Origin of the sequence: Hymenobacter armeniacus, assembly GCF_014699055.1 — a bacterium.
Classification (GTDB): domain Bacteria; phylum Bacteroidota; class Bacteroidia; order Cytophagales; family Hymenobacteraceae; genus Hymenobacter; species Hymenobacter armeniacus.
This window is the reverse complement of sequence record NZ_JACXAC010000004.1, coordinates 538,005-562,060: the sequence shown is the minus strand read 5'-3', so window position 1 is coordinate 562,060 and position 24,056 is coordinate 538,005. Positions and strand designations below refer to the sequence as shown.

Sequence of the window (24,056 nt, the reverse complement as noted above, 5' to 3'; positions counted from 1 at the left end):
ACTGCTCACTGCTAACTGTTCACCGAATTATTTCACCAAGTGCAGAAACCGCAGGTAGAACGGCGTGGGGCTGTCCTGGCTTTTGGGCTGGTACTTGCCCGCGATGATGGGCACGTACATCACGCGGCGGCGGCTGGCGTCGCCCACCAGCGGCGACTGCGCCACCCGGTGCCACATGCGCCCGTCGTGCACGGTGAGGTCGCCGGGCTCGGTTTCCACGGCCACCTCGTTGGGGTCGTAGAACACGTCTTTGTAGTATTTTTTTCGAAACAGCATCTTGTGCAGGCCCTGGCGGTGCGTGCCGGGAATGACGCGCAGGCCGCCGTTGGTGGCCTTGGTGCCGTCGAGGTGCAGGCCCACGTTGAGCATGGGCCCGATGCGCTTGCCGTAGAATACGTCGCGCAGCGAGTCGGTGTGCCAGCCCATCTGGCTGAACTCGGAGCCCTCCACATTCACGTAGTGGTTCACCACGAGGCCGTCTTTCTCGTTTTCGCCCACGCGGCCGCCTTCGGCTTCCAGCAGGGGAAACAGGGCTTTGAAACGCTCGTCTTGCAGCAGCTCGTGCAGCACGGGGTGGTGCTGCGAGGCAAAGGCAAAGCGCTGCACAATGCGCGAGCCGTCCACGTCGTGGCCGTATTTGATGGGCACGCCGTTCACTTTTTCCACGCCCTCGGCCAGCCAGCGGGCCTGCACCTCCTGGGTGGCTTTGAGGAGCTGCTGCACGTACTCGGGCGACGCGAATGGGCGAAAATGAAGGAAGCCGTATTTAGCAAAAAAGGCTCGTTGCTCGGCCGTGAGGGCATGGCCAAGGGTGAAGCGGGGGTAGTCGGGAGATAAGGCCATAGCAGAAAAAGGGCAGCCGCCGGAGGGCTCCCGGCGGGGCACAAAGGTAATACGTCCTGCGAAGCGCCCGGCCGTGCGGCGGGCCTTTCGCGCGGCGCGCGGCGGCTAACAACCGGGCCGCCCCGCAGGGGTTTTAGTGGTTGAAGCTCGTGCCGACCGGGTGAATTCCGGGTGAACTTGGGCCCGCTGCCGGCCCTTGCCGACGGCCTCCCGGCCTAAATACTTTACGGAGGTTGATTTAGCTCCGCGAGCGGTTCTTGCTTTTGTCTGGCAAGGCGGTGAATAGCTCCGCCAAACGCCCAAAAATATTTCTGCTGCGCCACCGCACGCAGCTCACGGCGGCGGCCTTCAGAAACAGGGCCGCTGGTGCGGGCGCAGCCGGCGTTACTTTCCACGGACGGTTCAGGTCAATTAATTGGCGATTTTGGCCAAAATTCCCCACCTTCACCGCGGCGCTTTGCGGCGCCCCAATTCCCACACCTTCACCCAGCCCTTCGCTACAATGGTTTTCACCCCCAGCCCCATGCTCCTGAAGCTGCTCTACACGCGCGGCAGCCTGCACAACCTGCCCGACAACGCGGGCGTGGCCTTCAGCATCAAAAACCGGCTCGACACCGTGAAAGTCACCGGCTTCCGGCAGGTGCAGATTGGGGACGTGGTGGTGCCGGCCGAAAAAATATTGGTGGACCTGGGCGACGGCGAGCGCCGCCCCGCCAGCCAGATAAACGCCGACGGCCAGGCCATCGACCTGCCCGTGGGCCGCTCCCTGATGATAGTGCTCGACACGCCGGCCCTGCCCGAAGGCATGCACCCGGTGCAGGCCTGGTTTTCGACCGATGCCTTCGGCGACCTGCACGTGGAAGTGGAAGACGCCATTGTGAGCGCCGCCAACCACAAGCCCCGCATTCCGCGCGCCGCCGACGACGACTATTCCGAAGCCGCCGTGGCCGCCCGCCAGCGCTTCGCCGAGCAGTTTTCGGGCAAGGAGTTCAAGCACCTCAAGCACTACTCCTTCGACGCCCACCAGCTGCAGGGCAACTGTGAGCATTTCATGGGCGTGGCCCAGATTCCGGTGGGCCTGGCCGGCCCCCTCACCGTGAACGGCGAGCACGCGCAGGGCGATTTCCTCATCCCGATGGCGACCACCGAAGGCACCTTGGTGGCCAGCTACAACCGCGGCATTCAGGTGCTGAACCTGTGCGGCGGCGTGAAATGCACCGTCATCGGCGACGCCATGCAGCGGGCGCCGGTGTTTGTGTTTGCCGATGCGCGCGGCGCCCGCGACTTCGGCAAGTGGGTGGAAGACAACATTGACCTGATTCGGCCGCAGGCCGAAAGCACGTCCAGCGTGGCCAAGCTGCAGTACATCGACACGTACCTGAGCAACAAGTTCGCCTACCTGCGCTTCAATTTCAGCACCGGCGACGCGGCCGGTCAGAACATGGTGGGCCGCGCCACCTTTGCGGCCTGCTCCTGGATTCTGGAGAACTACAAAGACGTCAAAATCGAGCACTTCTACCTCGAATCGAACTTTGCCACCGACAAAAAAGCCAGCCAAATCAACGTGATGCGCACCCGCGGCAAGCGCGTGGTGGCCGAGGCCGTGGTGAAGCGCGACGTGCTGCAGCAGCGCATGCGCGTGACGCCCGAGCAACTGGCCTACCACGGCCAGGTGAGCAACGTGGGCGCCTTCATCTCGGGGGCCAACAACAACGGCGCGCACTCGGCCAACGGCATCACGGCCATGTTCATTGCCACCGGCCAGGACGTGGCCAACGTGAGCGAGTCCTCGGCCGGCATTCTGTACTCGGAAGTGACCAAAGACGGCGACCTGTACATCAGCATCACCATTCCGTCGCTCATTGTGGCCACGCACGGCGGCGGCACCGGCCTGGCCACCCAAAACGAGTGCCTGCAGATGCTGGGCTGCGTGGGCCGCGGCACGGTGCGCAAGTTTGCCGAAATCGTGGCCGGCGTGGTGCTGGCCGGCGAGCTCAGCCTGGGCGCCGCCATCAGCAGCTCCGACTGGGTGAGCAGCCACGAGCAGTACGGCCGCAACCGCTAAGCCTCGACCAACACATTTCAGCTGATTTAGGAATGAAACCCTCGATTACCGCGCTGCTGGCCGGGCTGCTGGTGGCAGTTGGGCTGGCGGCGCCAGCGCGGGCCCAGTCGCAGCCCGACCTGGGCGACATCGGCCTGCAGCTTTACCAACGCGCCAACTCGCCCGGTGCGCTGGAGCGCATGCGCAAAGACCTCATCAACGCCCCCGAAGCCTACCTCGTGAGCGTGGAGCAGCCCGGCGTGCTGGTGCTGCCCAACAAGCGCCGCGTGCGGGTGCCGGCCATGCGCTACAACGTGGCCTTGCACCTGCTCGAAGCCCGCGACTCGACCGGCAGCCACGTGTGGCCGCCGGGCAGCCTCGACGGCTTTTACCTGGGCCAGGGCGCCGATGCGCGGCATTTCCGCACCTACATGGTGCGCGACGGCAGCACGCGGCGTGAGTTTGTGGAGGTACTGACCCGCGACGACAATGCCTTCCTGGTGCTGGCCGTGCTGCACCACTACGTGCACGACGACGCCCAGTACGACCCCGTGTTGCAGACCCAGACCCGGCCGGCCCGCACCGAAATCGGCCAGGTGGTGGTGGCCGGCCCGGGCATAAAGCCGCAGGAGCCCCTGCGCGCCGTGTCGCTCAACCAGCGCGAGGTTCCGCGCCTGTTTGGCACGCGCGCCCCGCAGGTAGAAGCGTACGCGGCCAAAGAGCACCTTAGCTATACCGACCTGGCGCAGGTACTAAGAATGGTGGAATACTACAATTTGCAGGGAAAATAGCCGCTTCACCACCTCCTTTAAGCGGAATTTGACGAGGCGGGGCGGAAAGGCTGGAACACCCTCGCGGCAGCTGAGCGAGTTGTTGTAAATTTGTTTCCCCTTACGCGAATTCCTTTACTGCTATTCATTTGTGAAGAACTTTACGCCTTTCTTTTTTGCAATTCTGCTGGGTGCTTTTGCTCGCCCGGTGGCGGCCCAGACCTCTCGCGACGCCGCCGAAGCCCGCGTGGCCTACCAGCAGGCCAACACCAGCGCGTCGGCTCGGACATATCGCGCCGCGATGGGGCAGCAACCCGCCGGCTTTCTGGGGGGCAATGCGTTTCAGCCGGGCTCGCTGCGCACTTTCGACGGCCGCAACCTGCTGGTGCCGGGCCTGCGCTACCACGCCGGCCTGCACCTGCTCGAAGCCCAGGACTCGGTGGAGCTGGATTCGACCCATTTCTGGCCCGCCAGCAGCCTGCGTGGCTTCGACTTCGGCGAAGCCGGCAACCCCGACCAGCCCCTGCGCCGCTTCCGCTCGCGCCTGGTGAAGGAAGGCAGCGCCGGCACGCGCCGCGAATTCGTGGAGGTGCTCACCGCCATAGACGCCGGCCCGCAGCTGCTGGCCTGGTTCTACGCCCCCGCCCCCGACGCCACGCCCAACGGCAAGCACCCGCTGGTGGGCACCCTGCTGGCCGGCCCCGGCACCGTGGGCACCGAGCCGCTGCGCCCGCTGGAGCCCTCCGAGGCGTCGGTACTGCGCCTCTTCGGCGCCCGCGCCGACGCCGTGCGCACCTTTGCCACCGGCCAGCACCTCGACTACACCCGCCCCGCCGACATCGCCCGGATGATGGACCACTACAACCGCATTGCGGTGGTGAAATAAGAAACAGCGGCCTCAACGCTCAACAAAAAAGCCGGCCCCTTGCGGAGCCGGCTTTCTTGTTGATTGGCTTAGGGCAGCACTAAAGCGGATTGGCCGTCACCTTGAAGCGCGAATCGGCCTTCACCGTGAAGTTGCTGGCACTGAATCGGTTCGAGCGCGAATCCACGGTCAGCTCATACGTCTCGGCTTTCAGGTATTCGTCGAGGCGGGCGGTGGTGGGCGTCAGCTTGATGGTGTTGGTGCCGCGGGGCACGCTGCTGATGCTGGCCAGCAGGATTTTGTTGTTGGTGTTGGGCGTGTTGATGTACACGTCCAGCTTGTCGAGAAAGTCAAAGTTGGCCCCCGACGGGTCGGTGATGGTTAGCACCATTTCCTCGAGGTACACGTCCTTCACCTTGTCCTTGGTGGTCTTGTTGTTCTGAAACGAAGCGGCCGAGTTGGTTGTCACCGTGACGGGGGCGGGCAGCTGCGTGGAGCCCGGCAGCCCCGGAATGACCACGCTCTGCGACGTGTCGACGGTGAACGTCAGCAGCTGGTCAATCTTCTTGCAGCCCACTACGGCCAGAAACAGCACCAAGGGCGCCAGGAGGAAGATTCTTTTCATGGTCGTCATATTTGAATTAGAAGAACCGAGTATACGAAAAATTCCGGGGTGGAAGTTCCGGGAGGGGCCGGCGGGCTTAGTCCATTAGGTCGGCCGAGCGGGGCGGGTCGGGCACGAAGCCGGGGTTCCAGCTCATGGGGTAGCGGGCGTCCACGTAGGGCAGCGCGGTTTCGGTGAGGTAGAGCGGGCGGAAGGTGTCGACCATCACGGCCAGCTCGTGGGTTTCCTTTTTGCCGAGGCTGGCCTCCACGGTGCCGGGGTGCGGGCCGTGCGGCAGCCCCGTGGGGTGCCAGGTGAAGGACGCCAAATCGACGCCCTTGCGCGACATGAAATTGCCGGCCACGTAATACAGCACCTCGTCCGAATCCACGTTGGCGTGGTTGTAGGGCGCCGGAATGCTGAGCGGGTGGTAATCGAATAGCCGCGGCACGAACGAGCAGATAACGAAGTTGTGCCCCTCAAATGTCTGGTGCACGGGCGGCGGCTGGTGCAGGCGCCCCGTGATGGGCTCAAAATCGTGAATGCTGAAGGCGTAGGGGTAAAAATACCCGTCCCAGCCCACCACATCGAAGGGCGAGTGGGCGTAAGTGAGCTGGTGCAGCATGCCTTCCTTCTTCACTTGCACGAGGTAGTCGCCCTCGGGCTGGTCGTGCGGCAGCAGTTCGGTGGGCGGGCGCATGTCGCGCTCGCAGTAGGGCGAGTGCTCCAGCAGCTGCCCGAAGTGGTTGCGGTAGCGCCGCACCGTTTCCACGGGGCTGAACGATTCCACAATCATGAGGCGCACGGGGCCTTCTTCAAAATGCAGCTGGTGGATGATGGTGCGCGGCACCACCACGTAGTCGCCGGGCTCGAAGGCCACCTTACCCATCTGGCTCCACAGCTCGCCGCGGCCTTCGTGCACGAAAATTACCTCGTCGGCCTGGGCGTTTTTGTAGTAGTAGCCCATCTGCTTCTCCGTGGGGTTGCAGATGCTCATGGTCACGTCGGCGTTGCCGAGCAGGGTTTGGCGGGCGGCCAGGTAATCGCCGCCGGTGGTGGTTTGGGCCAGCGTGCGCAGGTGCTCGGGCTGCAGCGGCCGGTCCTTCAGCAGCTTGGGCGCATACGGTTTGGGCTCGCCCACGTGCTTAATCTGCGTGGGCGGGTGCACGTGGTAGAGCAGCGACGACACGCCGTGAAACCCCAGCGTGCCCACCAGCTGCTCCGAATACAGGGAGCCGTCGGGCTGGCGGAACTGGGTGTGGCGCTTGCGCGGAATCTGGCCGAGGCGGTGGTAATACGACATAACTCAGGGGGTGGGATTAGCTTGCGCTGACCTGCGGTTGGGCCCGTGAAGTTACGAAAAACGCGTACCCGGCAGCCGCCCCCCCAAGCGGTGCCTGGGCACGGACAGTGCGAGAGCGAACGATTTCAACCGAACCCAAACACCGCTTGGGGGTGCGTTATTTCCCCAGCAGCGCCAGCTGCGCCGAGCTGTCGCTCACGGCGTGCAGGGCGCTCTGCAGCTCCTGGTCCTGCTCGCGCAGCACGGTGTAGTAGGCCACCGTGCCGTAGGCGCTGCGGGCAATGTAGGCCTTCAGCTGGTTGCGCAGCAGGGCGGCACAGCGGCGCACGGTGCCGGCGTCGGCCTTCACGCCATCCTGCGCGGCTTGGGCGGCCAGGCTCACCAGCTGCGCGTCCGAGATGCGAAACGTGGCGTTGAACTGCTCAAAGCGCAGGCCCTCCAGTTCGGCCTTGTGGCTTTGGTAGAAATTGAGGGCGAAAGCGCGGGCCACGCCGTGGCTCATCAGCCGGGTGTAATAGGCAGAGTGGGCCACCGAGTCGCGGGCCACAAACACGTCGGGCATGATGCCGCCGCCGCCGTACACCGTGCGGCCGTGGTCGGTGCGAAACCGCAGACCTTTGGCAAACTTCACGCTGTCGGCCGACTGCAGCTCGCCGCGGGCGGCGCGGTTGGCCACGTCGGCGCTGTATTCGGCGTAGTTGGCGCCGTAGGGCTTCTGAATGGAGCGGCCGGCGGGCGTGTAGTAGCGGGCAATGGTGAGGCGCAGCTCGCCGCCGTCGCTGAGCGAGATGGGCTGCTGCACGAGGCCCTTGCCGAAGGTGCGGCGACCCACCAGAATGGCGCGGTCGTGGTCCTGCAGGGCGCCGGCCACCACTTCGGCGGCCGAGGCGCTGCCTTCGTCCACGAGCACCACCAGGGCGCCTTCCTCAAATTCGCCGGCTACTTTGGCGTAGGTCTGCGAGTCGTATTGCTCGCCTTTGCCGTCGGTGTACACGATTTTGCGCGAACCGGCGATGAACTCGTCGGCCAGGCGGGTGGCGCGGTCGAGGTAGCCGCCGGGGTTGCCGCGCAGGTCGAGCACGAGGCGCGTGAGGCCCTGGCGGCGCAGGTCGACCAGCGCGGCCTTGAACTCGTCGTAAGTGTTCGAGGCAAACCGGCTCACCTTGATGTAGCCGGTCTGGTCATCGACCAGGTAAGCCGCGTCGATGGACGAATTGGTGATGCGGCTGCGCGCAATGCTCAGGCGCAGCGGCTGGCCCAGGTGCCGGCGGCGCAGCTCCACGGTGAGGCTGCTGCCGCGCGGGCCGCGCAGCAGCTCGGTGAGGCGGCCCGTGGTGAGGTGGGCGCCCGACACGCGCTTGCCGCCGATGCTCAGAATCTGGTCGCCGGGCTGCACGCCCGCTTGCTCGGCGGGGCCGCCGCTGAGCGGGGCCACCACGGTCATGGTGTCGCGGAAAACGTTGAATTCAATGCCCACGCCGTCGTAGTCGCTCTGCAGGAAGGCGTCGGTTTTGTCGCGGTCACGCGCCGGGATGTACACCGAGTGCGGGTCGAGCTTTTCCAGCATTTGCACCACGGCGTAGTCGGCCAGGCCCTCGGTGTCGACGGAGTCGGCGTAGTCGCGGTCTACGTAGCTCAGAATTTCCTTGAAGCGCAGGTAGCCGCGGGCCGTGGCATCGGGGTTTTCCGACGAAGGCCGGAAGGGATTGTTGGCCACCAGCACGCCGCAGGCCAGGGCCAGGGTGAGCAGCGCGCCCTGGCGTAGCCACCCGCGCAGCCGCTGCCGGGCAGCCGGCCGGACGGATTCCGAAGCATCGGGAAGGGTAGCGGACATTAATTAGAGTATAGATGTTAGCGTATAGAATAAACCGTAAGTTGAAACCAAAACTATTGAAAGTTTCTTAGTTGGCATCTCAAACATACCTCAACAAGGCAATTTCTTTAATAAATACAGTATTTTAGATTCAAAAAGCAAATAAACCGATAATACTTACGGGATATTGCAATTAAAAAACATGTTTAAGTGCATCTTCTTTGACGATGCAATTTAGGATTTTACCAATTCATCATTGACGTGATTTCGATGAGTCAGGGCAAAAACCCGTTCAGTACTGCCTTTCTCGATGCCAGCGCCGAAGGACGGGTAGGTACGGCAACGGGTGCGCTTCGGATTAGGCCCTGCCCCCTGCCGTATCTTTGCACCAGCGGCCACGGCGGCCGTTTCCTTTCCGCATAAGCACACCGGGCACATGGGCCGCATTCTTGCCATCGATTACGGGAACAAGCGCGTTGGCCTGGCCGCCACCGACCCGCTGTGCCTCATTGCCTCGCCGCTCGAAACCATTCACAGCAAAGACCTGCTGACGTACGTGAAGGCCTACCACCAGCGCGAGCCGCTGCGCGCCATCGTGGTGGGCATGCCCCGCACGTTGCTCAACGAGCCCACCGACGTGACGAGCGCCGTGGTGGGCCTGCTGCGCACGTTACGCCGCGAGCTGCCCGACGTGCCCGTGCACGAGCTCGACGAGCGGTTTACCTCGCGCATGGCCCACGCCACCATGCTGGCCGGCGGCCTGGGCCAGAAAGCCCGGCGCGACAAAGCCACCGTGGACCGCATCAGCGCCACGCTGATTCTGCAATCTTTTCTCGAATCGCCGCTGATGCGAGAAGTTTAGCGGTCGGTTGTTTGTTGTCGGTTGTCGGACCATTGCGTCGGCAGCCGACAACGACCGACCGGCGGCTGCCTCCTGACAACTGACTACGAACAACTGACCACTACTATGATTTACTCCATTGTCGCCATCGGCGACCCCGTGCTGAAAACCAAAGCCAAGAACCTGCCCGCCGACCTGCCCGCCGCCGAGCTCAAGCAGTTGATTGGCGACATGTACGAAACCATGTACTCGGCCAACGGCGTGGGCCTCGCGGCCCCCCAGATTGGCAAGGCCGTGCGCCTGTTCGTGATTGACACTGCCCCCATGGTGGAGCTGGACGAGGAAGACCTGGCCGAGCTGGAAGAAGGCGAAGTGCCCGAGCAGGGCATCAAGCGCGCCTTTCTGAACCCGCAGATGGTGAGCGAAACCGGCGAGGAATGGGGCTTCGAGGAAGGCTGCCTGAGCATACCCGGCGTGCGGGAGCTGGTGACGCGCCACGCCGACATCGTGCTGCGCTACGAGGACGAAAACCGCCAGGTGCACGAAGAAGCGTTTTCGGGCATGGCCGCGCGCGTGATTCAGCACGAGTACGACCACCTGGAGGGCATCTTGTTCACCGACAAGCTGTCGGGCTTTAAGAAGCAGCTGCTGAAGGGCAAACTGGCCCGCATCAGCAAGGGCGACGTAAAGCATGACTACCGCATGAAGTTTGCCGGCGAGGGCCGGCGGCGCTAGGCAAATCTGTCATCCTGAGCGCAGCGAAGGACCTTATCACGGAGGAACAGCTATTGTCCTGACGTAATAAGGTCCTTCGCTGCGCTCAGGATGACAGATTTTTACATTACTTCTTTGATTAGTTACGCAGCCGTCGCCGTACCTTGTTTGCCGTGAAAAAATACGGCTACGCTTTACTGTTTTGTCTGCCCCTCGTGCTTGTGGCCTACCGGGCCCAGGCCTGGGGCTTTTTTGGTCACCGCCTGCTCAACCGGCTGGCCGTGTACACGCTGCCGCCGGGCATGATAGGCTTTTACAAGGCCAACATTGAGTACCTCACGGTGAACGCCACGCGGCCCGACTCGCGCCGCACCGTGGTGCCCGACGAGGCCCCCAAGCACTTTCTGGACGTGGACCGCTACGGCGACAGCGCCGAGTACAAGCTGCCCCGCAAGTACGCCGACGCCGTGGCCCGCTACGGCGAAGACTCCCTGCAGCGCCACGGCATTGTGCCCTGGAACGTGGTGGCCATGAAAAACCAACTCACCGCCGCCTTTAAGGCCAAGGACACCGACCGCATTTTGCGCCTATCGGCCGACATGGGGCACTACGTGGCCGATGCCTGCGTGCCGCTGCACACCACCAAAAACTACAACGGCCAGCTCACCGGCCAGCGCGGCATTCACGGGCTGTGGGAGTCGCGGCTACCCGAGCTGCTGAGCGCCGACTACGACCTGTTTACCGGCAAGGCCGAGTACCTCGACAATCCCACGAATGCCATCTGGGCGGCCGTCATTCGCTCGCACGCGGCCGTCGATTCGGTGCTGCTGTTTGAGCGGCAGCTGACGGCGCAGTCGGCCGGCGACCAGAAATTTGGCTACGAGCAGCGCGGCAACAACACCGTGCGGACGTATTCGCGGGAATTCAGCCGGGCTTACCACGCCCGCCTGAATGGCCAGGTAGAGCGCCAGATGCGCTACGCCGCGGCCCTGATTGGCGACTTCTGGTTTACCTGCTGGGTTGACGGCGGCTCGCCCGACCTGAGCCAGCTGCCGCGCACGCCTTCTGAAACCGAGAAGCAGCGCTTGGAGCGCGAAGCCAAGGAAGCCGCGGCCAAGCCCGTGGTGTCGGCGCCGGGGCACGATGAGTAGGCTGCAATGGGTGAATGGGTGAAATTCTCTTCGCTTCTTCCATACCATTCACTCATTTACTCATTCGCCCATTCACCCATTGGACAAGGCCTCCGTCGTGTGCAGCTGGTCTAAATCGAGCACGGCAATGCCGTCGTCGTCGACCTCATAGGCGCGCACGAAGCGGCGGTGCCATTCTATCTCGTCGTGGGTGTAGGAGTTGCGGGCGTGCACGTCTTGCGCAAAGGTGTCGTCGTAGCCTTTGAGCTGAACGATGATTTCGACGTCGAGGCGCGCGTAGTCGGCGGGCTGGAGGCCATGGAGCGGGCTGTCGGGCGTGATGTCGTGCACCAGCGTCCAGCTCAGCGGGAAGAAGCTGATGGCGTTGCGCTCCAGCGGCAGCAGGGCGTAGGTCTGGTCGTTGGTGGTTTCGTTCACGCTCTTGAGCAGCACGCGGGCCTGCAAGTCAATCAGCACGTTGGCGCGCTGGTTGGCAATGCGAAACTGCAGGCAGGGCGTGCCGTCGGCCCGCCGGCTGATGATGGCCGTGCGGCTGAAATAAATGCGCGCCGTGGGCCGCGAAAACCGTCCGTAGAGTAAGCCCGTGGCCAGCGCAAAGGAGAGCACGCCCACCAGCGCCTCCATGCTCGACACGAAGCCCGAGCCGTTGGTGGCCGGGTACACGTGCCCGTAGCCCACCGAGGTGAAGGTTTGAATGGAGAAAAACAGCGCGCTCAGAAAGTCCTGCCACCAGCCGCGCGGGGCCATCACGCCCGGCAGGCTTTCGAGGCCCAAGGCGAGGTAGATGAGGGCAAACACCACGTTCAGCACGCTAAAAAACAACACCAGCAAGCCGATGAACGGCCACCAGTCCATGCGGGTGAGCCACTGGTAGGGGTCGTGGCGGTGCGGGCCGCCGCGGCGGCGCACGTTGAACGAGCCGTCGTGGTTGATGGCGCGCTTGGTGCGCCGCGAAAATTTTTCGCCGATGCCGGGGTCGAGGGTGCGCATGCAAAGAAGCAAGAATGAGAAAGCAAAAGAACGGCATGGCTCAGAAAGCTCGACCTCACGTACTGGACATAGTTTCTTATCCCTACCCCCTGTTTCCCCCCATGAAAGGCGTGTTTTCCCTGGTGCTGCTCACCATTTCCAATCTGTTTATGACGTTTGCCTGGTACGGGCACCTGCACTTATTCAAAAAAATGGCCTGGTTTGCCAAACTGGGGCTGGTTGGGGTTATCTTGGTGAGCTGGGGGCTGGCCTTGTTCGAATACATCTTCCAGGTGCCGGCCAACCGGCTGGGGTTCGAGGAAAACGGCGGGCCGTTCAGCCTGTTTCAGCTCAAAGTCATTCAAGAAGTCATCACGCTGACTGTTTTCACGGTGTGCGCCGTGTTCGTGTTCAAAACCGACAAGCTGGGCTGGAACCACCTCGTGGGCTTCGGGCTGCTGGTGGCGGCGGTGTACGTCATTTTCAAGAAGTGGTGAGCGGTGGCCCGCGGCCAAGCCCCACACGGCCACTGGCGGCCAAAGCTCATTCTCTCTGCAATTCAAATACCTGATAGCCAAAGCGACGCACCGGCATTGGGTTAGCTTAAAACCTCGCCGTGGGCTGCGGCGTACCAGCGGCACGGGCCGAGCCCGGGATTTACTTTTCTGTTCGTGTATGAATTTTTTCTCCTCTCAAATGCTGCCGGCGCTGGTGCTGGCGGTTTTTGCTCTCTTGCCGGCCCAGGCCCAAAAGGTGGGGCTGGTGCTCAGCGGCGGCGGGGCCAAAGGCCTGGCCCACATCGGGGTGCTGAAACAGCTGGAAAAGAACCACATTCCCATCGACTACATCGTGGGCACGAGCATGGGCGCGGTGGTGGGCGGCATGTACGCGGCCGGCTACTCCCCGGCCGAGATTGAGCAAATCGTGCTCAGCCCCGAGTTTCAGAACTGGACCTCAGGCAAGCCGCTGGAAAGCAAGACCTTCAACTTCCTAACGGCCGAGCCCTCGCCCTCGGCTTTGCGCCTCGGCATTGCCATCGACTCCACGTTCAAAGCCCGCGTGAGCACCAACCTGGTGAACGACCTGAACCTGAACCTGGCCCTGACCCGCCTGCTGGCGCCGGCCTCGGCCAGCAGCGGCTACGACTTCGACAAGCTGTTTGTGCCCTTTCGCTGCATGGCTTCGGAAGTATTCACGCGGCAGGTGGTGGAGCAGAGCAAGGGTTCGCTTTCGGACGCCATTCGCAACTCGATGTCGTTTCCGCTGGCGTTTCGGCCCATCCGCAACCTCGACGGCAAGTACTACTACGACGGCGCCGTGTACGACAACTTCCCCACCAGCGCCATGAAGAAAACCTTCGCCCCGGACATCATCATTGGGGTGAACGTGGGCGACGTGGCCTTCAAGAAGTACCCCAAAAACGACGACCAGCTGCTGGCCAGCACCGTGGCCTTCCTGGGCACGAGCGTGGCCGACACGGGCAGCGTGGGCCGCAACGGCATCTACATCCAGCCCGACCTCGAAGGCATGGGCGTGGGCGACTTCGACCGGGTGAAGGACTTCATTGCCGAGGGCGACACGGCCGCCCTGCGCAACATGGACAAGATAAAGCAGCGCATCGGGCGCCGCGTCGATTCTACTTCGCTGCAGCAGCGGCGGCTGGCGTTCCAGGCGCTGGCGCCCAAGCCGCGTTTCATTCAGGTGAAGGTGAACGGCCTGCGGCCCGACCAGAACGAGTATGCGGCCCGGTTTTTCCGGAAAAGCGGCAGCGAGTACTCGCTCGACGACATCGAGGAAGGCTACTACCGGCTGGCGTCGGACGACTACTTTAAGAACATTTACCCGCGCATTCGCTACGACGCGGCCCGCAAAGGCTACGTGTTCAGCGTGGATGCCCAGCGCAACAACAACGTGAGCACCGAGGTGGGCTTCGTGCTCTCGAACCGGCCCATCGACAACCTGTTTTTTGGGGTGGAGTACCGCTACCTGCGCCGGCTGCTCTACACGGCCTCGGCCGACGTGAGCCTGGGCCGCTTCTACAACGGCGCGCACGGCTCGTTCCGCGTCAACATCCCGGCCAAGTTTGCCTATTTCTTCGAGCCCGAAGTGACCTACAACCAGTGGGACTACCAGAACACGGGCGGCGTGCTGGGGCGCGACGTGCTGAACACGCAGGTGCGCCAGCAGGACACTAAGCTCGGCGGGCAATTCGGCATCAGCCCCACCTACCGCAGCCGGCTGCTGCTCGACGTGGCCACCTTCGTGACCAAGGACGAGTACACCAATTCCACCGAAATCAAATCGGCCGACGTGCTGGACGCCACCGTGTTTCGGGGCGCCACGGCGGCCCTGCGCCTGGCCCGCAACACCCTCAACCGCAAGCAGTACGCCACCAGCGGCCACCGCTACGTGTACACGCTACGCGCCGTGACCGGCTCGGCGACCTACACGCCCGGCTCCACGGCCGAGCAGCTGGCCAACACCCAGCACCGCGAGTGGCTGCAGTTCCGGGCCACGGTGGAGCGGTTTTTCACCCTGAAAAAAGAACGCCACGCCTGGGGCTACTTCGGCGAGCTGATGGTGAGCACGCAGCCGCTGTTCACCACCTTCCGCTCGTCGCAAACCATGGCGCCGGTGTTTGCGCCCTTGCCCGACTCGCGTACGCTGTTTCTGGACGCCTACCGCTCGGCGCGCTACGGCGCCGTGGGCCTGCGCTACACCCAGCCATTCCTGAAAAAGCTGGAATGGCGCACCGAAGTGTACGCGCACATGAACGCCCAGCCGCTGCGGCAGGGCGAGCTTCAGGCGCCCGTTCGCCGCGCCGGCTTCGACCGCCCGCGCGTGACGGCCAGCACGGGCCTGATTTTTCAGACGCCGGTGGGCCCGCTGGCCGTGCATGCCCGCTTCTACGACGACCCGGCCGAACGTTTCGGCATCTATGGGCACCTGGGCTTCCTGCTGTTTCGGAGCCGGGCGCTGGAATAAGCGAGGGGCTCAGCTGAGGGCGGCTGCCACTTCGGCCGGGGCTTCCAGGGGCAGCAGGTGGCCGGCGCCGGCCACCACCTGAAAAGGAGTGCCCGCCGGCAGCAGCGGCAGCGTGAGCCGGCGCTGGGTATCGGGCGTAATGGCGGGGTCGGCTTCGCCCACCAGCAGGTGGCAGGGCACCGCCACCCGGGGCATGAGGGCGCTGAAGTCTTCGCGAGCGCCTTCCAGCAGCCAGTGGGTCCAGGCGGCTTTCGTGGTGCGTAGGTTGTCGGCGACGACGTGGGCCCGCAGCTCGGGCGCGAGCGGGCGCCGGGTTATCTTCTCGAAGGTTTTGGCGGCCTCCTCGGGCTTGCCGTGCGCAGCCACGGAGGCGGCCCGGTCTTCGTCGGACATGGGCTCGCCCGGCGGCGGCGAGGGCGACAGCAGCACCAGCCGGCGCAGGCCCGCCGGGCGCCGGGCCGCCAGCGCCAAAGCCATTTTGCCGCTCATGCTGTGGCCAATGAGCGTGAACTCGCCCACCTCGTGCTGCGCGATGAACGCGGCAATCCAGTCGGCATAAGCCCGCACCGAATAATCAAAATCGGCGGGCACGGGCTGGCCGCCGAAGCCCGGCAGGCTGGGCGCAAGCAGGCGCACGCCGGTGGGCAGCAGCGGCCCGAGCAGGTCGTACTCGCGGCCCGAGCTGGCCCAGCAATGCAGCGCAACAATGGTAGGAGTCATAAGCAGAATGGCCACGCCCACGCTACGGTTGAGTTGGCGCGGGCCAGAGCGTAAGCAGCACCTGCCCCTACTTGTTTGCCGGAGCGCCGAAATACAGAGGCTCGCGATGCGTGAGTTGCCCACCGCCCCAGGCTTTTCCACATCCACCAAATCCGCTCGCCCGCGTCTTGTCGTAGGTCTGACCCAACGCCCTACCTGACTATCCTTACCCCATACCGGCTTTAAGCCAAAATTATTTATTCGCGGCCGTCGCCTAACCTCGCCATTATCCGTTTTAAACCCTTACTATTCAAGTCCACATTTTCTATCCTTAACACCGCTGCCGCCCGGGCTTGGGCTGGCTCCGGCTGTTGTCCTGTATGAAATCAACCCTGGCGCTGCTAGCAGCGGCCGACGAGGAAGCGCTGGTGCAGCGCCTCCTGGCCCGCGACGAACAAGCTCTACAACTCCTCCACGACCACTATTCCCGCAACCTGTTCACGGTCATTCTACGCCTGGTGCGCGACGAAAACCTCGCCCAGGATGTGTTGCAGGAAGGCCTCCTGAAGGTTTGGCTGAGCATCGACCGCTACGACGCCGGCCGCGGCCGTCTTTTCACGTGGATGGTGCGGGTGTGCTGCAACCAGGCCATCGATGCCCTGCGCAGCCCGCGCCACCGCTTCCATAGCGCCAACCGCTCCCTGGAAGTGGGCAGGGCGCAGCGGGCCCCGGCGCCCGCGTCGTTCAACCCCGAGCACATTGGCCTGCGCGAGTTCGTGCTGCGCCTCAAGCCGCGCCAGCGCGAGGTCATCGACCTGCTGTATTTCGGCGGCTGCACCCAGGCCGAAGCCGCCGAGCAGCTCGGCATCCCGGTAGCCACCGTCAAGACGCGGGCCCGCGCTGCGCTGCAGGCGCTGTCGCAGCTCGTGCGGTAGCGTGGTTCAGCGCGGGCATTCCTCGCGTGTCAGGCTTTCGTTGATGAGAATGGCGGCCCGGTTGCCTTCGGCGGCGGCTATCAGGGCCTGCTGGGCACCGGGCGTGGTGTCGCCGGCGGCGTATACGTGGCGCACCGACGTTTGCAGGCCCGAATCGACCCACACGGCCCCTTTGCTGGTGATGCGGGCGCCCATCTCTTCGGCCAGCGTGCTGCGCTGCAGCTGGGGCGCGTGCAGAAACAGCGCGGCGCGCGCCAGTTGGCTGCCATCGGCAAACTCGATGCTGCGCAAGTCCCGCTCGTCGGTGCCCACGAGCCGGGCAATAGGCTCCTCGTTGATGCGGATGTGATGGCGGCGCAGGCGGCGCCGGGCATTCGGTGTGAGGTGGCCGGGGCCATTGGTCACCACCACCACGTCGGGGCTCCAGCGGCTCACCAGCAGGGCCAGGCCCGTCACGGTGCGGCCCTGCCCGTACACGGCCAGGGGTTGCTCCCGCACCTCCCAGCCGTGGCAATACGGGCAGTGCAGCACGCCCCGCCCCCACAGCTCCCGAAAGCCCGGCAGCGGCGGCAGCACATCGGTCACGCCCGTGGCCAGCAGCACCCGCCGGGCCGTGATGCTAAGCGGCGCGTCGTCGGCGGTGCCGCGACCGGTAGCCCGGAAGCCGCCCGCCTCCGGCACCACACGCTCGATGCGTACGCACTGCACTTCCACGGTTTCGTAGGGACGCAGCTGTTCGTGGCCCAGGCGCAGCAGTTCGGCCGGCGTCACGCCGTCGCGGGTCAGAAAGCCGTGCACGCCGGGCGAGCATTCGTTGCGCGGGCGCCCGCCGTCGGCCAGCAGCACCCGGCGCAGGCAGCGCCCCAGCGTGAGGGCCGCCGCCAGCCCGGCGCTGCCCGCGCCAATTATCAACACGTCGTATTGCATCAAAGTCAAAATCAGTCCCTGTCCGGATTGGTCTAACCGGCCGGGAGGGCCCGGGGTTGCGCCGGCCGGCGCCGCAGCCATAAAAAAAGCCCTCCCCGGCGTGGGGAGGGCTTTTTCATGCACCGGCAAGCCGGCAGTCGCTCATCCGTTATTCTTTGATGAGGCGCTTGGTCAAGTTCACTACCTGGCCGCCGTTCTGGCCACGTACCAGCACCACGTAGGTGCCGCTGGCGATGGTGTTCAGGTCGAGGGCGTGCGCCAGACCGGCCGGCAGCACTTTGCTCAGCACCGTGCGGCCCGTGGCGTCGAGCACGCTCACCTGGTAGGTACCGGTGGGCAGCGAGGTCAGGTCGAGTTGCGTGCGGCCCGAAGCGGGGTTCGGCGAGAGGGCAATGCCCAGTTCAACGGCGCTCTTGGTGAAGGTCACCGTGCGCACCGGCGAGTAGGTGCTCGTGCCGTCGGCGTCCACCTGCAGCAGGCGGTAGTACACCTGGCCCGTGGCTTTGCTGCCGATGCCGGCATCGGTCAGGGCGTAGCTGGTGCTGGTAGCAGTCGAGCCTTGTCCTTTCACCTGTGCGATTTGCACGAAGTCGGTGCCGTTGAGGCTACGCTCCACGTTGAAATGGTCGTTGTTCTTCTCCGAAGCCGTGGTCCAGGTCAGGGCGGCGTCGATGTTTTTCACGGTCGTCACAGCAAACTCTTTCAGCTCCACCGGCAGCGGCACCGCGCCCGTGATGATAGTCACCGGAACGACGTTCGTGCCGCCTTTGGTGTCAATCGTCGTCACGTTGATGCTGGGGAGCGTAATGCCCAAGCGCGGCAGTTTGGTGGGGTCCGATACCGTGAACAGGCCCGTGGTCGTGCTGAAGGCGATGCCGTAAGTGGCCAGCAGCGTCACGTCGGCGGCGCTGATGGAGGCCGACTGGATGCCGTTGTTCACGGCACCGGTGCCGGTGACGGGTGCCTTGCCGGTCGTGGCATCGTAAATCAGCCCGGCCGTGTTGTACTGCGCGCCGTTGATGTCGATGCCGTAGGCCAGCACATCGCCCGCCGCGTACTTGTTAGCGTTGCCGCCTTTGCTAGGCGTGCGGGCATACACCGAGTTGTTGTCTGCGCCCACGGCCAGGGTGTAGGTAGCCGTGTTGGAAACCCCACCCTGGGGGTCGGTGCCAGTGTAGGTGAAGGCCACCGTGCCCACGTAGCTGCTCACCGGGTCAAACGACAGGCTCTGCATCTGAGTCAGCGTCAGGTTCAGGCTGCTGAAGTTGGCCGTGGTGATGGCCGTAGGGGTGCCGCCGTTGGTGTAGTACAGGGTGCCCTGCGTGGTGGCGTTCGGGATGCTCACCAGCTGGAACGAGATAACGGTGCTTTCGGCGTCGGTCACGACGAAGGGCGAGATGGACTGGCGGTCGGCCGTGTTGCCTTCGGGCGTCATCGAAGTGTTCACCACGTCGTAGGCCACCGGGCGCTGGTTCAGCACGCTGGTCGACACCGAAGCGGTGTTGGTGGCGTTGGGAGTGGTTTCGGTGGTGGTGGTGGTCACGTCGGTGCGCACCACAAAATTGGCCGTGGGAGCTGCGAAGGAGACAATCACCGTTTCCGAAGCGCCCGCTGCCAGGGTGCCAGCCGCGCGAATGGTCACCGTGCCACTGCCGCCGACAGGCGAAGCGCCGTTGAGGCTGTACGAAGTCACGCCGGCGGGCAGGTTCAGGGTTTGCGTGGTGTTGCCGGCCGCCGACGGGCCGTTATTGGTCGTCACAATGGCGTAAGACACCGTGGCACCGGCCATGGCTGCAGCCGGCCCGCTGATGGCCGTCGTTACATCGGCGCGGGAAGCCGGAGTTACCGGCACGGCGGCCGTGTTGTTGGCCGGGTTCGTATCGGGGTTGTCGAGCGTGGCCGTGGCCGTGGCGGTGAACGAAGTACCCGGCAGCGTGACGTCAATGGTGTTGACGATGCTGCCGCTGGTGGCCAGGCTGGCCGTGGCCGGGAAGGTCACCACGCCGGTGGCGTTGTCGTAGATACCGCCGCCGCTCACCGTCACGGTGCCGCCGTTGTTGCGCAGGCCAGAAGGCAGCGACACGGTTTGCACCACGTTGGTGGCCGCTTGCACGGTGCCATTGGTCGTCGTCAAGGTGAAGCGGCCAGTGGAGCCGGCTACCGGGGTCGTGGGGCCCGTCAGGGTGGTGGCCAGGTCCAGGCCGGTCAGGGCCGAGGTGCTGAGCGGCGTGATGATTTGGGCCGAGTTATTAGCCGAGTTGACGTCGGTGGCCGAAGAAGCAACGGCTGCCGTCACGCGCAGCAAAGTCACGTTAGGGGCAAGGAACTGCACCGTGAAGCTGGTACCGGGCGCGTCGGGGCGAGTAAGCGTGGGGCTGGTGGTCGGAGCCGTGAGGGCGCCGGTGCTGAGCGTGTACACGCTGCCGTTGGCAAACGTCACCGTGGTGCCGTTCGAGGTGCCCGTGGCGTTGTTCAGCAACAAGGTAGCCGGAGCCAGGTTGGCCGGCAGCACGAGGCTGGTGGCCGTAGTACCCGAAGTGGACGGGCCGTTGTTGGAAGTCGTCACGGTGTAGAGCACCGGGTTGCCCACCACCGCTTGCGCGGGGCCCGCAATCTGCACAGTGGCATCCACTGCCAGCGTCACGGTGTTGCCGTTGGAGGGGTTGAACTGCGAGGCATTGTTGGTCAAGTTCGACTCCGTGGTGGTAGTCGAAACTTGAGCCGAGGCCCGCAGGGGGCCGTTGCCGCTTACCTCATAGCTCACCGTCGTGAACGCCGTGCCGTTGCCCACCAGATTGGCGATGGCAGGCAGCACCAGCGTGCCGGTGGCAATGGTGTACACCGCACCCGAAGCAAACGTAACGGTGGTGGCGCCTACCGTGCCCGTAGCACCGTTCACCTGCAACGTGGCGGGGTCGAAACCCACCGACAGGTTCACAGACTGTTGCACGCTCTGAGCTGCGATGGTCGTGTTGTTAACCGTTTGCACGCCGTACGTCACGATTTGGCCAGCCGTTTCGTTGTTCGTGGCCGGCCCACCGCCATTGACGCGGGTGTTGAAGATGCTGATGGCCACGTCCGTCACCGGGAGGATTTCCGTCTCTGTGGTCGCCACGTTATCGGCCGGCACGAGGTCGAGCGACGTGGTGGTCACGTTGGTGCTCACCGCAAACGAAGTGCCGGCCTTCGGAGCGTCCAGCACGATGCTGTACGAAGTAGTAGCGGCGCTGCCTTGCGAGGCAATAACTGGGAGCGTGAGCACGCCGGTGGTTTGCGAATACGTAGCGCCGTTGGGGAAGGTGAGCGTGGTGCCGCTCAGGGTGGCAATGCCGCCGTCCACCGTCATGGTCGAGGTGGTTTGGCCCACGGGAAGCATCACGCGCGATTGCACGTTGGCCGCCGTGAGTGGGCCGCGGTTGCCCTGCGTCACCACGTAAGTCAGCGGGCCACCGGCCGAAACCTGGGCCGGGCCCGAAATGGTCGTGTACACGTTGGTGCCAGCGCCCGTGCCCGTGTCGATAGACGTGGATACAGGAGTGGCCGACCCGTTCAGATAAGCCGTGTTGTTGCCTGGGTTCGTGTCGGTGGCCGAAGTCAACGTAACCAGCGCCGAAGGCGAATAGCCGGTGCCGGGAGCCGTGAAGCTAATCGAATTGGTCACCACTTCGCCGGGGGCCAAGGCCACGGCCGGGAAGGTCACAATGCCATTGCCGCTGTTGTAGGTACCGCCGTTGGTGGCGAACACGCCCGACAGGCCCGAGGGCATCTGCACCGTTTGCACGGCCGCACCAGCCGGCGACACACCGTTGTTGCGCGTGGTCACCACGTAGGTAGCGAGGTTTTGGTACACCACGCTGGCCTGGCCCGTGAGAGTCGTGGTCAGGTCGCTTTGCGGGTTCACCGTCAGCGTCACCTGCGCCACGTTGTTGGCGGTGGCACCGTTCTCGTCGCTGGTGGTCGCAATGCGCGACACGGCCGTGATGGTGGAGTAGGTAGCCGGCAGGTTCGTTACCGTAATGGAAACGTCTTGAGCCGTCGAGCCCGAAGCCAGCGGAGACACGGTCCCGAAGGTTACCAAGCCCGTGAGGTTGTTGTAGGTGCCGCCCGCAGCCGTCACCGTGCCTCCGTTCGAGGTAAGGCCGGCCGGCAGCTGCACGAAGCGCGTCACCGTGAGGGCGTCGTTCGGGCCGAGGTTGCGGAAAGTGGCCGCCAGAGTCAAAGTGCCGCCCGCGTTGGGGTTGGCACCCGTGATGGTGGTGGCCACATTGGCCACGGCCGTTACCGGCACGGTGTAGGTGGCCGTGTTTGATGCCACGCCGTTGTTGTCGGTGGCCGTGTAGCTAAACGTGGCGTTGCCCGTGAAGCCCGAGGTGGGCTGGAAGGTCAGCAAACCGAGCTGGTTGGCGTTCACCGTGGTGCCGGCGGCCGACACGGCCGAGCCGTTGAAGAAGAGCGTGCCGCCCGTGGCGGGCGCAAACACCGTGTACGAAGCAATGGTGTTGCCGGCGCCATCGGCCGTGGCCGACAGGTTGGGGTTGAGGACCACCGCGGGGCTGTTGGTGGGCAGGGCATCGTTGGTCACGTCGTTGGCCACGGGGGCCAAGTTGGTGGCCACGTTGCCCGAGAATTCCGAAGTGGCGCTGCTCAGCGTAGCGGTGCTGGTGAGCAGGGTTCCGGCCGCCAGCGTGCCGCCCGGCAGCGAAGCCAACGGAATGCTGAAGCTGAAACCATTGGCCGAGTTGTCCGAACCTTGGTTGAGGCCGTTAACCAGGCCCGAGTAGCTCAGGCCGGTACGGGTGTCATTGTCCGAAGTGCCTTCGGTGACGGTGGTCAGGTAGGTGCGGCCTTCGCCGAAACCGGTGGGGTCGGCGGCCGCGCTGTACAGTTCAATGACCGAACCGCTGCGGGCGTAGCCTTTCACAATGAGGTTGGTGCCCGAAATGGTGGCCGATGTAATCACCGGGAAGTTGAGCAGGCCGTTGGCGCCGGTGTCGGCGTCGCCGTTGTCGTTCAGCGTCACGCCGTCGCCGTTCGTGGTCGTGCCGTTGGTGAGGTCGATGGCTAGGCCGTTGTTGCCCCCGTAAACGTTCTGGGAGAACGTGTTGGTGCCGGTGCCGCTCTGTGCCACAATGCCGCCGCCGCTGGCGCGGGTCGAGCTGCGAATCACGTTACCCGAAATTGTGCTGCCGCTGGCACCGCTCAGCAGGGAGATGTTCACCCCGTTGCCATAAATGGTGTTACCGATGACGTCCAAGCTGGTGGCCGTGCCACTCACGATGACGCCGCTGCTGGCCAGCAGCGAATTGGTGATGCCCATGTTGAGCAGTGCCTCGTTAGCACCCGAGAAAGTCAGGCCAGGCGACGTGTTGAGGTCAATCAGCACTTCCGGACCGGTAGATTCGGCGCCGGCCGTGGTCACTGCGGCGTTGGTATTGCCGGTGGAACGGGTTTGGGTGCTGCCGTCAATCACGGTCAACGGACCAGTGATGGCCGGCAGGGCCGGGATGAGGGTAATGGTAGCCACGCCGCCGCTGAATTCCGACGTAAGACCGGCCACCTGACCGGCCACCGCCGTGCCGTTGGGCATCATAAAGATGCTGGTTTCGCGGCCCGTCGTCAGCGCCGTGGTGGTGCCGTTGGAGGCGGTGTACACCTGCGCCAGCGTGCTTTCGCCGCCCAGCGCATTGCTGTTGATGATGAACTGCCGCAAGGAGCCTTGGGCGTTGTTGCCGCTTACCGTGGATACGTCGTTGTTGTTCACCACGGTATCGAAGTTGTAGCCAAAATCCACGTTCACGGCCGGAGCACCGGCTGCGGCCGTGCCCAAGACTATCGGTGCCTGCGATTCGGCAATGATGCCGGTTACGGACGCCAGGAATGCCAACGTGGTGCCCGTGCCACCCTGAGCTGCATCGTAGCGCGAAGGGTCTTCACCGCCCACGCGGTTTCCATCGGGGATAGTTCCGCCCGCGGCGGTTACCTGCGTACGGTACGTCTGCACCGGAATCGCCGCCGTCGTATAGCCGGAGCGGCTGCTGGTCACGGTGTTGTTCACCACGCGCACCACGTAGCTGTTGCCAGCGGTCAGGCCAGTAAAAGAGTAGCTGCCATCGGCAGCAGTGGTGGCAAAGGTGCTGTAGGTGGCCACGCCAGCCGTCACGTTGTAGAGTTCGACGCGGGCGCCGCTGCGGCCTACGCCGCTGCTGGTGCCTTGCGAGCGGCCAAGGCCACCGCCGTAGTTCACGTCTTCAAACACGGTGCCCGAGATGCTCGGCGCAAAGGTTACCGGCGTGGGCGAAGGGGTATCGCCATTGGCCGTGGCAGGCAATACCGCGCCATTGGTAGAAGCATCCGTCGCAATCAGGTCGCCGGGCGGGATAATGAGCACGCCATTAGTGCCTTGCAGCGAATACCCAGGATTAGCCGTGGTACCGGAGATGCTGGAAGCATAAGCCCGGTTGTTTTGAGCTGTGCTGGGCACGCCGCCAGCAGGAAAAACCACTCGGGCAGTGAAAGTAAGCGACGCACTTTGACCAGCAGTAAGCTGCTGGTTGCCTGTTAGGAGGTCGCCGTTAGTGCCTTGGCCGGTATAT

The 24,056-nt window shown here is 64.2% G+C and carries 17 protein-coding genes; 9 read left to right on the top strand and 8 right to left on the bottom strand.

Annotated elements, in window-relative coordinates; all coding sequences use genetic code 11:
* Positions 1 to 27: 27 nt before the first annotated feature.
* Positions 28 to 843, bottom strand: a complete 816-nt coding sequence (locus IC234_RS13670) for a phytanoyl-CoA dioxygenase family protein (RefSeq protein WP_190925528.1) — start codon at positions 841 to 843, stop codon at positions 28 to 30.
* Between the two features lie 502 nt (positions 844 to 1,345).
* On the opposite strand from IC234_RS13670, the gene IC234_RS13665 reads away from it, so the two are divergent.
* From IC234_RS13665 to IC234_RS13655, 3 genes are all read left to right on the top strand, one after another.
* Positions 1,346 to 2,908, top strand: coding sequence for a hydroxymethylglutaryl-CoA reductase (locus IC234_RS13665; RefSeq protein WP_190925526.1), 1,563 nt, complete (start codon positions 1,346 to 1,348; stop codon positions 2,906 to 2,908).
* Positions 2,909 to 2,940: 32 nt separating this feature from the next.
* Entirely contained in the window at positions 2,941 to 3,678 is a 738-nt protein-coding gene (locus tag IC234_RS13660; RefSeq protein WP_190925523.1) for a hypothetical protein, read from the top strand.
* A 130-nt stretch (positions 3,679 to 3,808) separates the two neighbouring features.
* Positions 3,809 to 4,543: a hypothetical protein gene (locus tag IC234_RS13655; protein ID WP_190925521.1), complete on the top strand. Its 735-nt coding sequence runs from the start codon at positions 3,809 to 3,811 to the stop codon at positions 4,541 to 4,543.
* 79 nt (positions 4,544 to 4,622) lie between these two features.
* Here IC234_RS13655 and IC234_RS13650 read toward each other — a convergent pair whose 3' ends face one another.
* From IC234_RS13650 to IC234_RS13640, 3 genes are all read right to left on the bottom strand, one after another.
* The gene (locus tag IC234_RS13650; RefSeq protein WP_190925519.1) at positions 4,623 to 5,147 is read right to left on the bottom strand and encodes a hypothetical protein; all 525 of its coding nucleotides are present in this window, start codon (positions 5,145 to 5,147) and stop codon (positions 4,623 to 4,625) included.
* A 76-nt stretch (positions 5,148 to 5,223) separates the two neighbouring features.
* A complete protein-coding gene (locus tag IC234_RS13645; RefSeq protein ID WP_190925517.1) occupies positions 5,224 to 6,429 on the bottom strand; it encodes a homogentisate 1,2-dioxygenase in 1,206 nt (401 codons plus the stop codon).
* 157 nt (positions 6,430 to 6,586) lie between these two features.
* Positions 6,587 to 8,263: a S41 family peptidase gene (locus IC234_RS13640; RefSeq protein WP_190925515.1), complete on the bottom strand. Its 1,677-nt coding sequence runs from the start codon at positions 8,261 to 8,263 to the stop codon at positions 6,587 to 6,589.
* 415 nt (positions 8,264 to 8,678) lie between these two features.
* Between IC234_RS13640 and ruvX the strand changes: the two genes are divergently transcribed.
* The 3 genes from ruvX (at position 8,679) to IC234_RS13625 (ending at position 10,948) form a co-directional block, all read left to right on the top strand.
* The gene (ruvX, locus tag IC234_RS13635) at positions 8,679 to 9,104 is read left to right on the top strand and encodes a Holliday junction resolvase RuvX (RefSeq protein WP_190925513.1); all 426 of its coding nucleotides are present in this window, start codon (positions 8,679 to 8,681) and stop codon (positions 9,102 to 9,104) included.
* A 105-nt stretch (positions 9,105 to 9,209) separates the two neighbouring features.
* Positions 9,210 to 9,818, top strand: coding sequence for a peptide deformylase (gene def, locus IC234_RS13630; RefSeq protein ID WP_190925511.1), 609 nt, complete (start codon positions 9,210 to 9,212; stop codon positions 9,816 to 9,818).
* Between the two features lie 152 nt (positions 9,819 to 9,970).
* Complete coding sequence (locus IC234_RS13625) at positions 9,971 to 10,948, top strand: zinc dependent phospholipase C family protein (protein ID WP_317173380.1); 978 nt, start codon at positions 9,971 to 9,973, stop codon at positions 10,946 to 10,948.
* 72 nt (positions 10,949 to 11,020) lie between these two features.
* Here the strand turns inward: IC234_RS13625 and IC234_RS13620 are convergent, their stop codons facing one another.
* Positions 11,021 to 11,938: an ion channel gene (locus IC234_RS13620; RefSeq protein ID WP_190925508.1), complete on the bottom strand. Its 918-nt coding sequence runs from the start codon at positions 11,936 to 11,938 to the stop codon at positions 11,021 to 11,023.
* A gap of 101 nt (positions 11,939 to 12,039) precedes the next feature.
* On the opposite strand from IC234_RS13620, the gene IC234_RS13615 reads away from it, so the two are divergent.
* Both IC234_RS13615 and IC234_RS13610 read left to right on the top strand, forming a co-directional pair.
* Positions 12,040 to 12,414, top strand: coding sequence for a DMT family protein (locus IC234_RS13615; protein WP_190925506.1), 375 nt, complete (start codon positions 12,040 to 12,042; stop codon positions 12,412 to 12,414).
* Positions 12,415 to 12,592: 178 nt separating this feature from the next.
* Complete coding sequence (locus IC234_RS13610) at positions 12,593 to 14,902, top strand: patatin-like phospholipase family protein (RefSeq protein ID WP_190925504.1); 2,310 nt, start codon at positions 12,593 to 12,595, stop codon at positions 14,900 to 14,902.
* Positions 14,903 to 14,911: 9 nt separating this feature from the next.
* Here IC234_RS13610 and IC234_RS13605 read toward each other — a convergent pair whose 3' ends face one another.
* Positions 14,912 to 15,622, bottom strand: coding sequence for an alpha/beta fold hydrolase (locus IC234_RS13605; RefSeq protein ID WP_190925502.1), 711 nt, complete (start codon positions 15,620 to 15,622; stop codon positions 14,912 to 14,914).
* A 359-nt stretch (positions 15,623 to 15,981) separates the two neighbouring features.
* Between IC234_RS13605 and IC234_RS13600 the strand changes: the two genes are divergently transcribed.
* Positions 15,982 to 16,536: an RNA polymerase sigma factor gene (locus IC234_RS13600; protein ID WP_190925500.1), complete on the top strand. Its 555-nt coding sequence runs from the start codon at positions 15,982 to 15,984 to the stop codon at positions 16,534 to 16,536.
* A gap of 6 nt (positions 16,537 to 16,542) precedes the next feature.
* Here the strand turns inward: IC234_RS13600 and IC234_RS13595 are convergent, their stop codons facing one another.
* Together IC234_RS13595 and IC234_RS13590 are read right to left on the bottom strand one after the other, a co-directional pair.
* Positions 16,543 to 17,463, bottom strand: a complete 921-nt coding sequence (locus IC234_RS13595; protein ID WP_223827702.1) for an NAD(P)/FAD-dependent oxidoreductase — start codon at positions 17,461 to 17,463, stop codon at positions 16,543 to 16,545.
* 148 nt (positions 17,464 to 17,611) lie between these two features.
* Positions 17,612 to 23,965: a T9SS type A sorting domain-containing protein gene (locus IC234_RS13590; protein WP_394354885.1), complete on the bottom strand. Its 6,354-nt coding sequence runs from the start codon at positions 23,963 to 23,965 to the stop codon at positions 17,612 to 17,614.
* Between the last annotated feature and the right edge of the window lie 91 nt (positions 23,966 to 24,056).

What these genes read in the sequence shown, in the direction of transcription:
- IC234_RS13620 (WP_190925508.1), bottom strand. Translation starts at nt 11,938, where the DNA reads ATGCGCACCCTCGACCCCGGCATCGGCGAAAAATTTTCGCGGCGCACC.
- IC234_RS13640 (WP_190925515.1), bottom strand. Translation starts at nt 8,263, where the DNA reads ATGTCCGCTACCCTTCCCGATGCTTCGGAATCCGTCCGGCCGGCTGCC.
- def (WP_190925511.1), top strand. Translation starts at nt 9,210, where the DNA reads ATGATTTACTCCATTGTCGCCATCGGCGACCCCGTGCTGAAAACCAAA.
- IC234_RS13605 (WP_190925502.1), bottom strand. Translation starts at nt 15,622, where the DNA reads ATGACTCCTACCATTGTTGCGCTGCATTGCTGGGCCAGCTCGGGCCGC.
- IC234_RS13665 (WP_190925526.1), top strand. Translation starts at nt 1,346, where the DNA reads ATGGTTTTCACCCCCAGCCCCATGCTCCTGAAGCTGCTCTACACGCGC.
- IC234_RS13670 (WP_190925528.1), bottom strand. Translation starts at nt 843, where the DNA reads ATGGCCTTATCTCCCGACTACCCCCGCTTCACCCTTGGCCATGCCCTC.
- IC234_RS13610 (WP_190925504.1), top strand. Translation starts at nt 12,593, where the DNA reads ATGAATTTTTTCTCCTCTCAAATGCTGCCGGCGCTGGTGCTGGCGGTT.
- IC234_RS13595 (WP_223827702.1), bottom strand. Translation starts at nt 17,463, where the DNA reads ATGCAATACGACGTGTTGATAATTGGCGCGGGCAGCGCCGGGCTGGCG.
- ruvX (WP_190925513.1), top strand. Translation starts at nt 8,679, where the DNA reads ATGGGCCGCATTCTTGCCATCGATTACGGGAACAAGCGCGTTGGCCTG.
- IC234_RS13615 (WP_190925506.1), top strand. Translation starts at nt 12,040, where the DNA reads ATGAAAGGCGTGTTTTCCCTGGTGCTGCTCACCATTTCCAATCTGTTT.
- IC234_RS13660 (WP_190925523.1), top strand. Translation starts at nt 2,941, where the DNA reads ATGAAACCCTCGATTACCGCGCTGCTGGCCGGGCTGCTGGTGGCAGTT.
- IC234_RS13645 (WP_190925517.1), bottom strand. Translation starts at nt 6,429, where the DNA reads ATGTCGTATTACCACCGCCTCGGCCAGATTCCGCGCAAGCGCCACACC.
- IC234_RS13600 (WP_190925500.1), top strand. Translation starts at nt 15,982, where the DNA reads ATGAAATCAACCCTGGCGCTGCTAGCAGCGGCCGACGAGGAAGCGCTG.
- IC234_RS13650 (WP_190925519.1), bottom strand. Translation starts at nt 5,147, where the DNA reads ATGAAAAGAATCTTCCTCCTGGCGCCCTTGGTGCTGTTTCTGGCCGTA.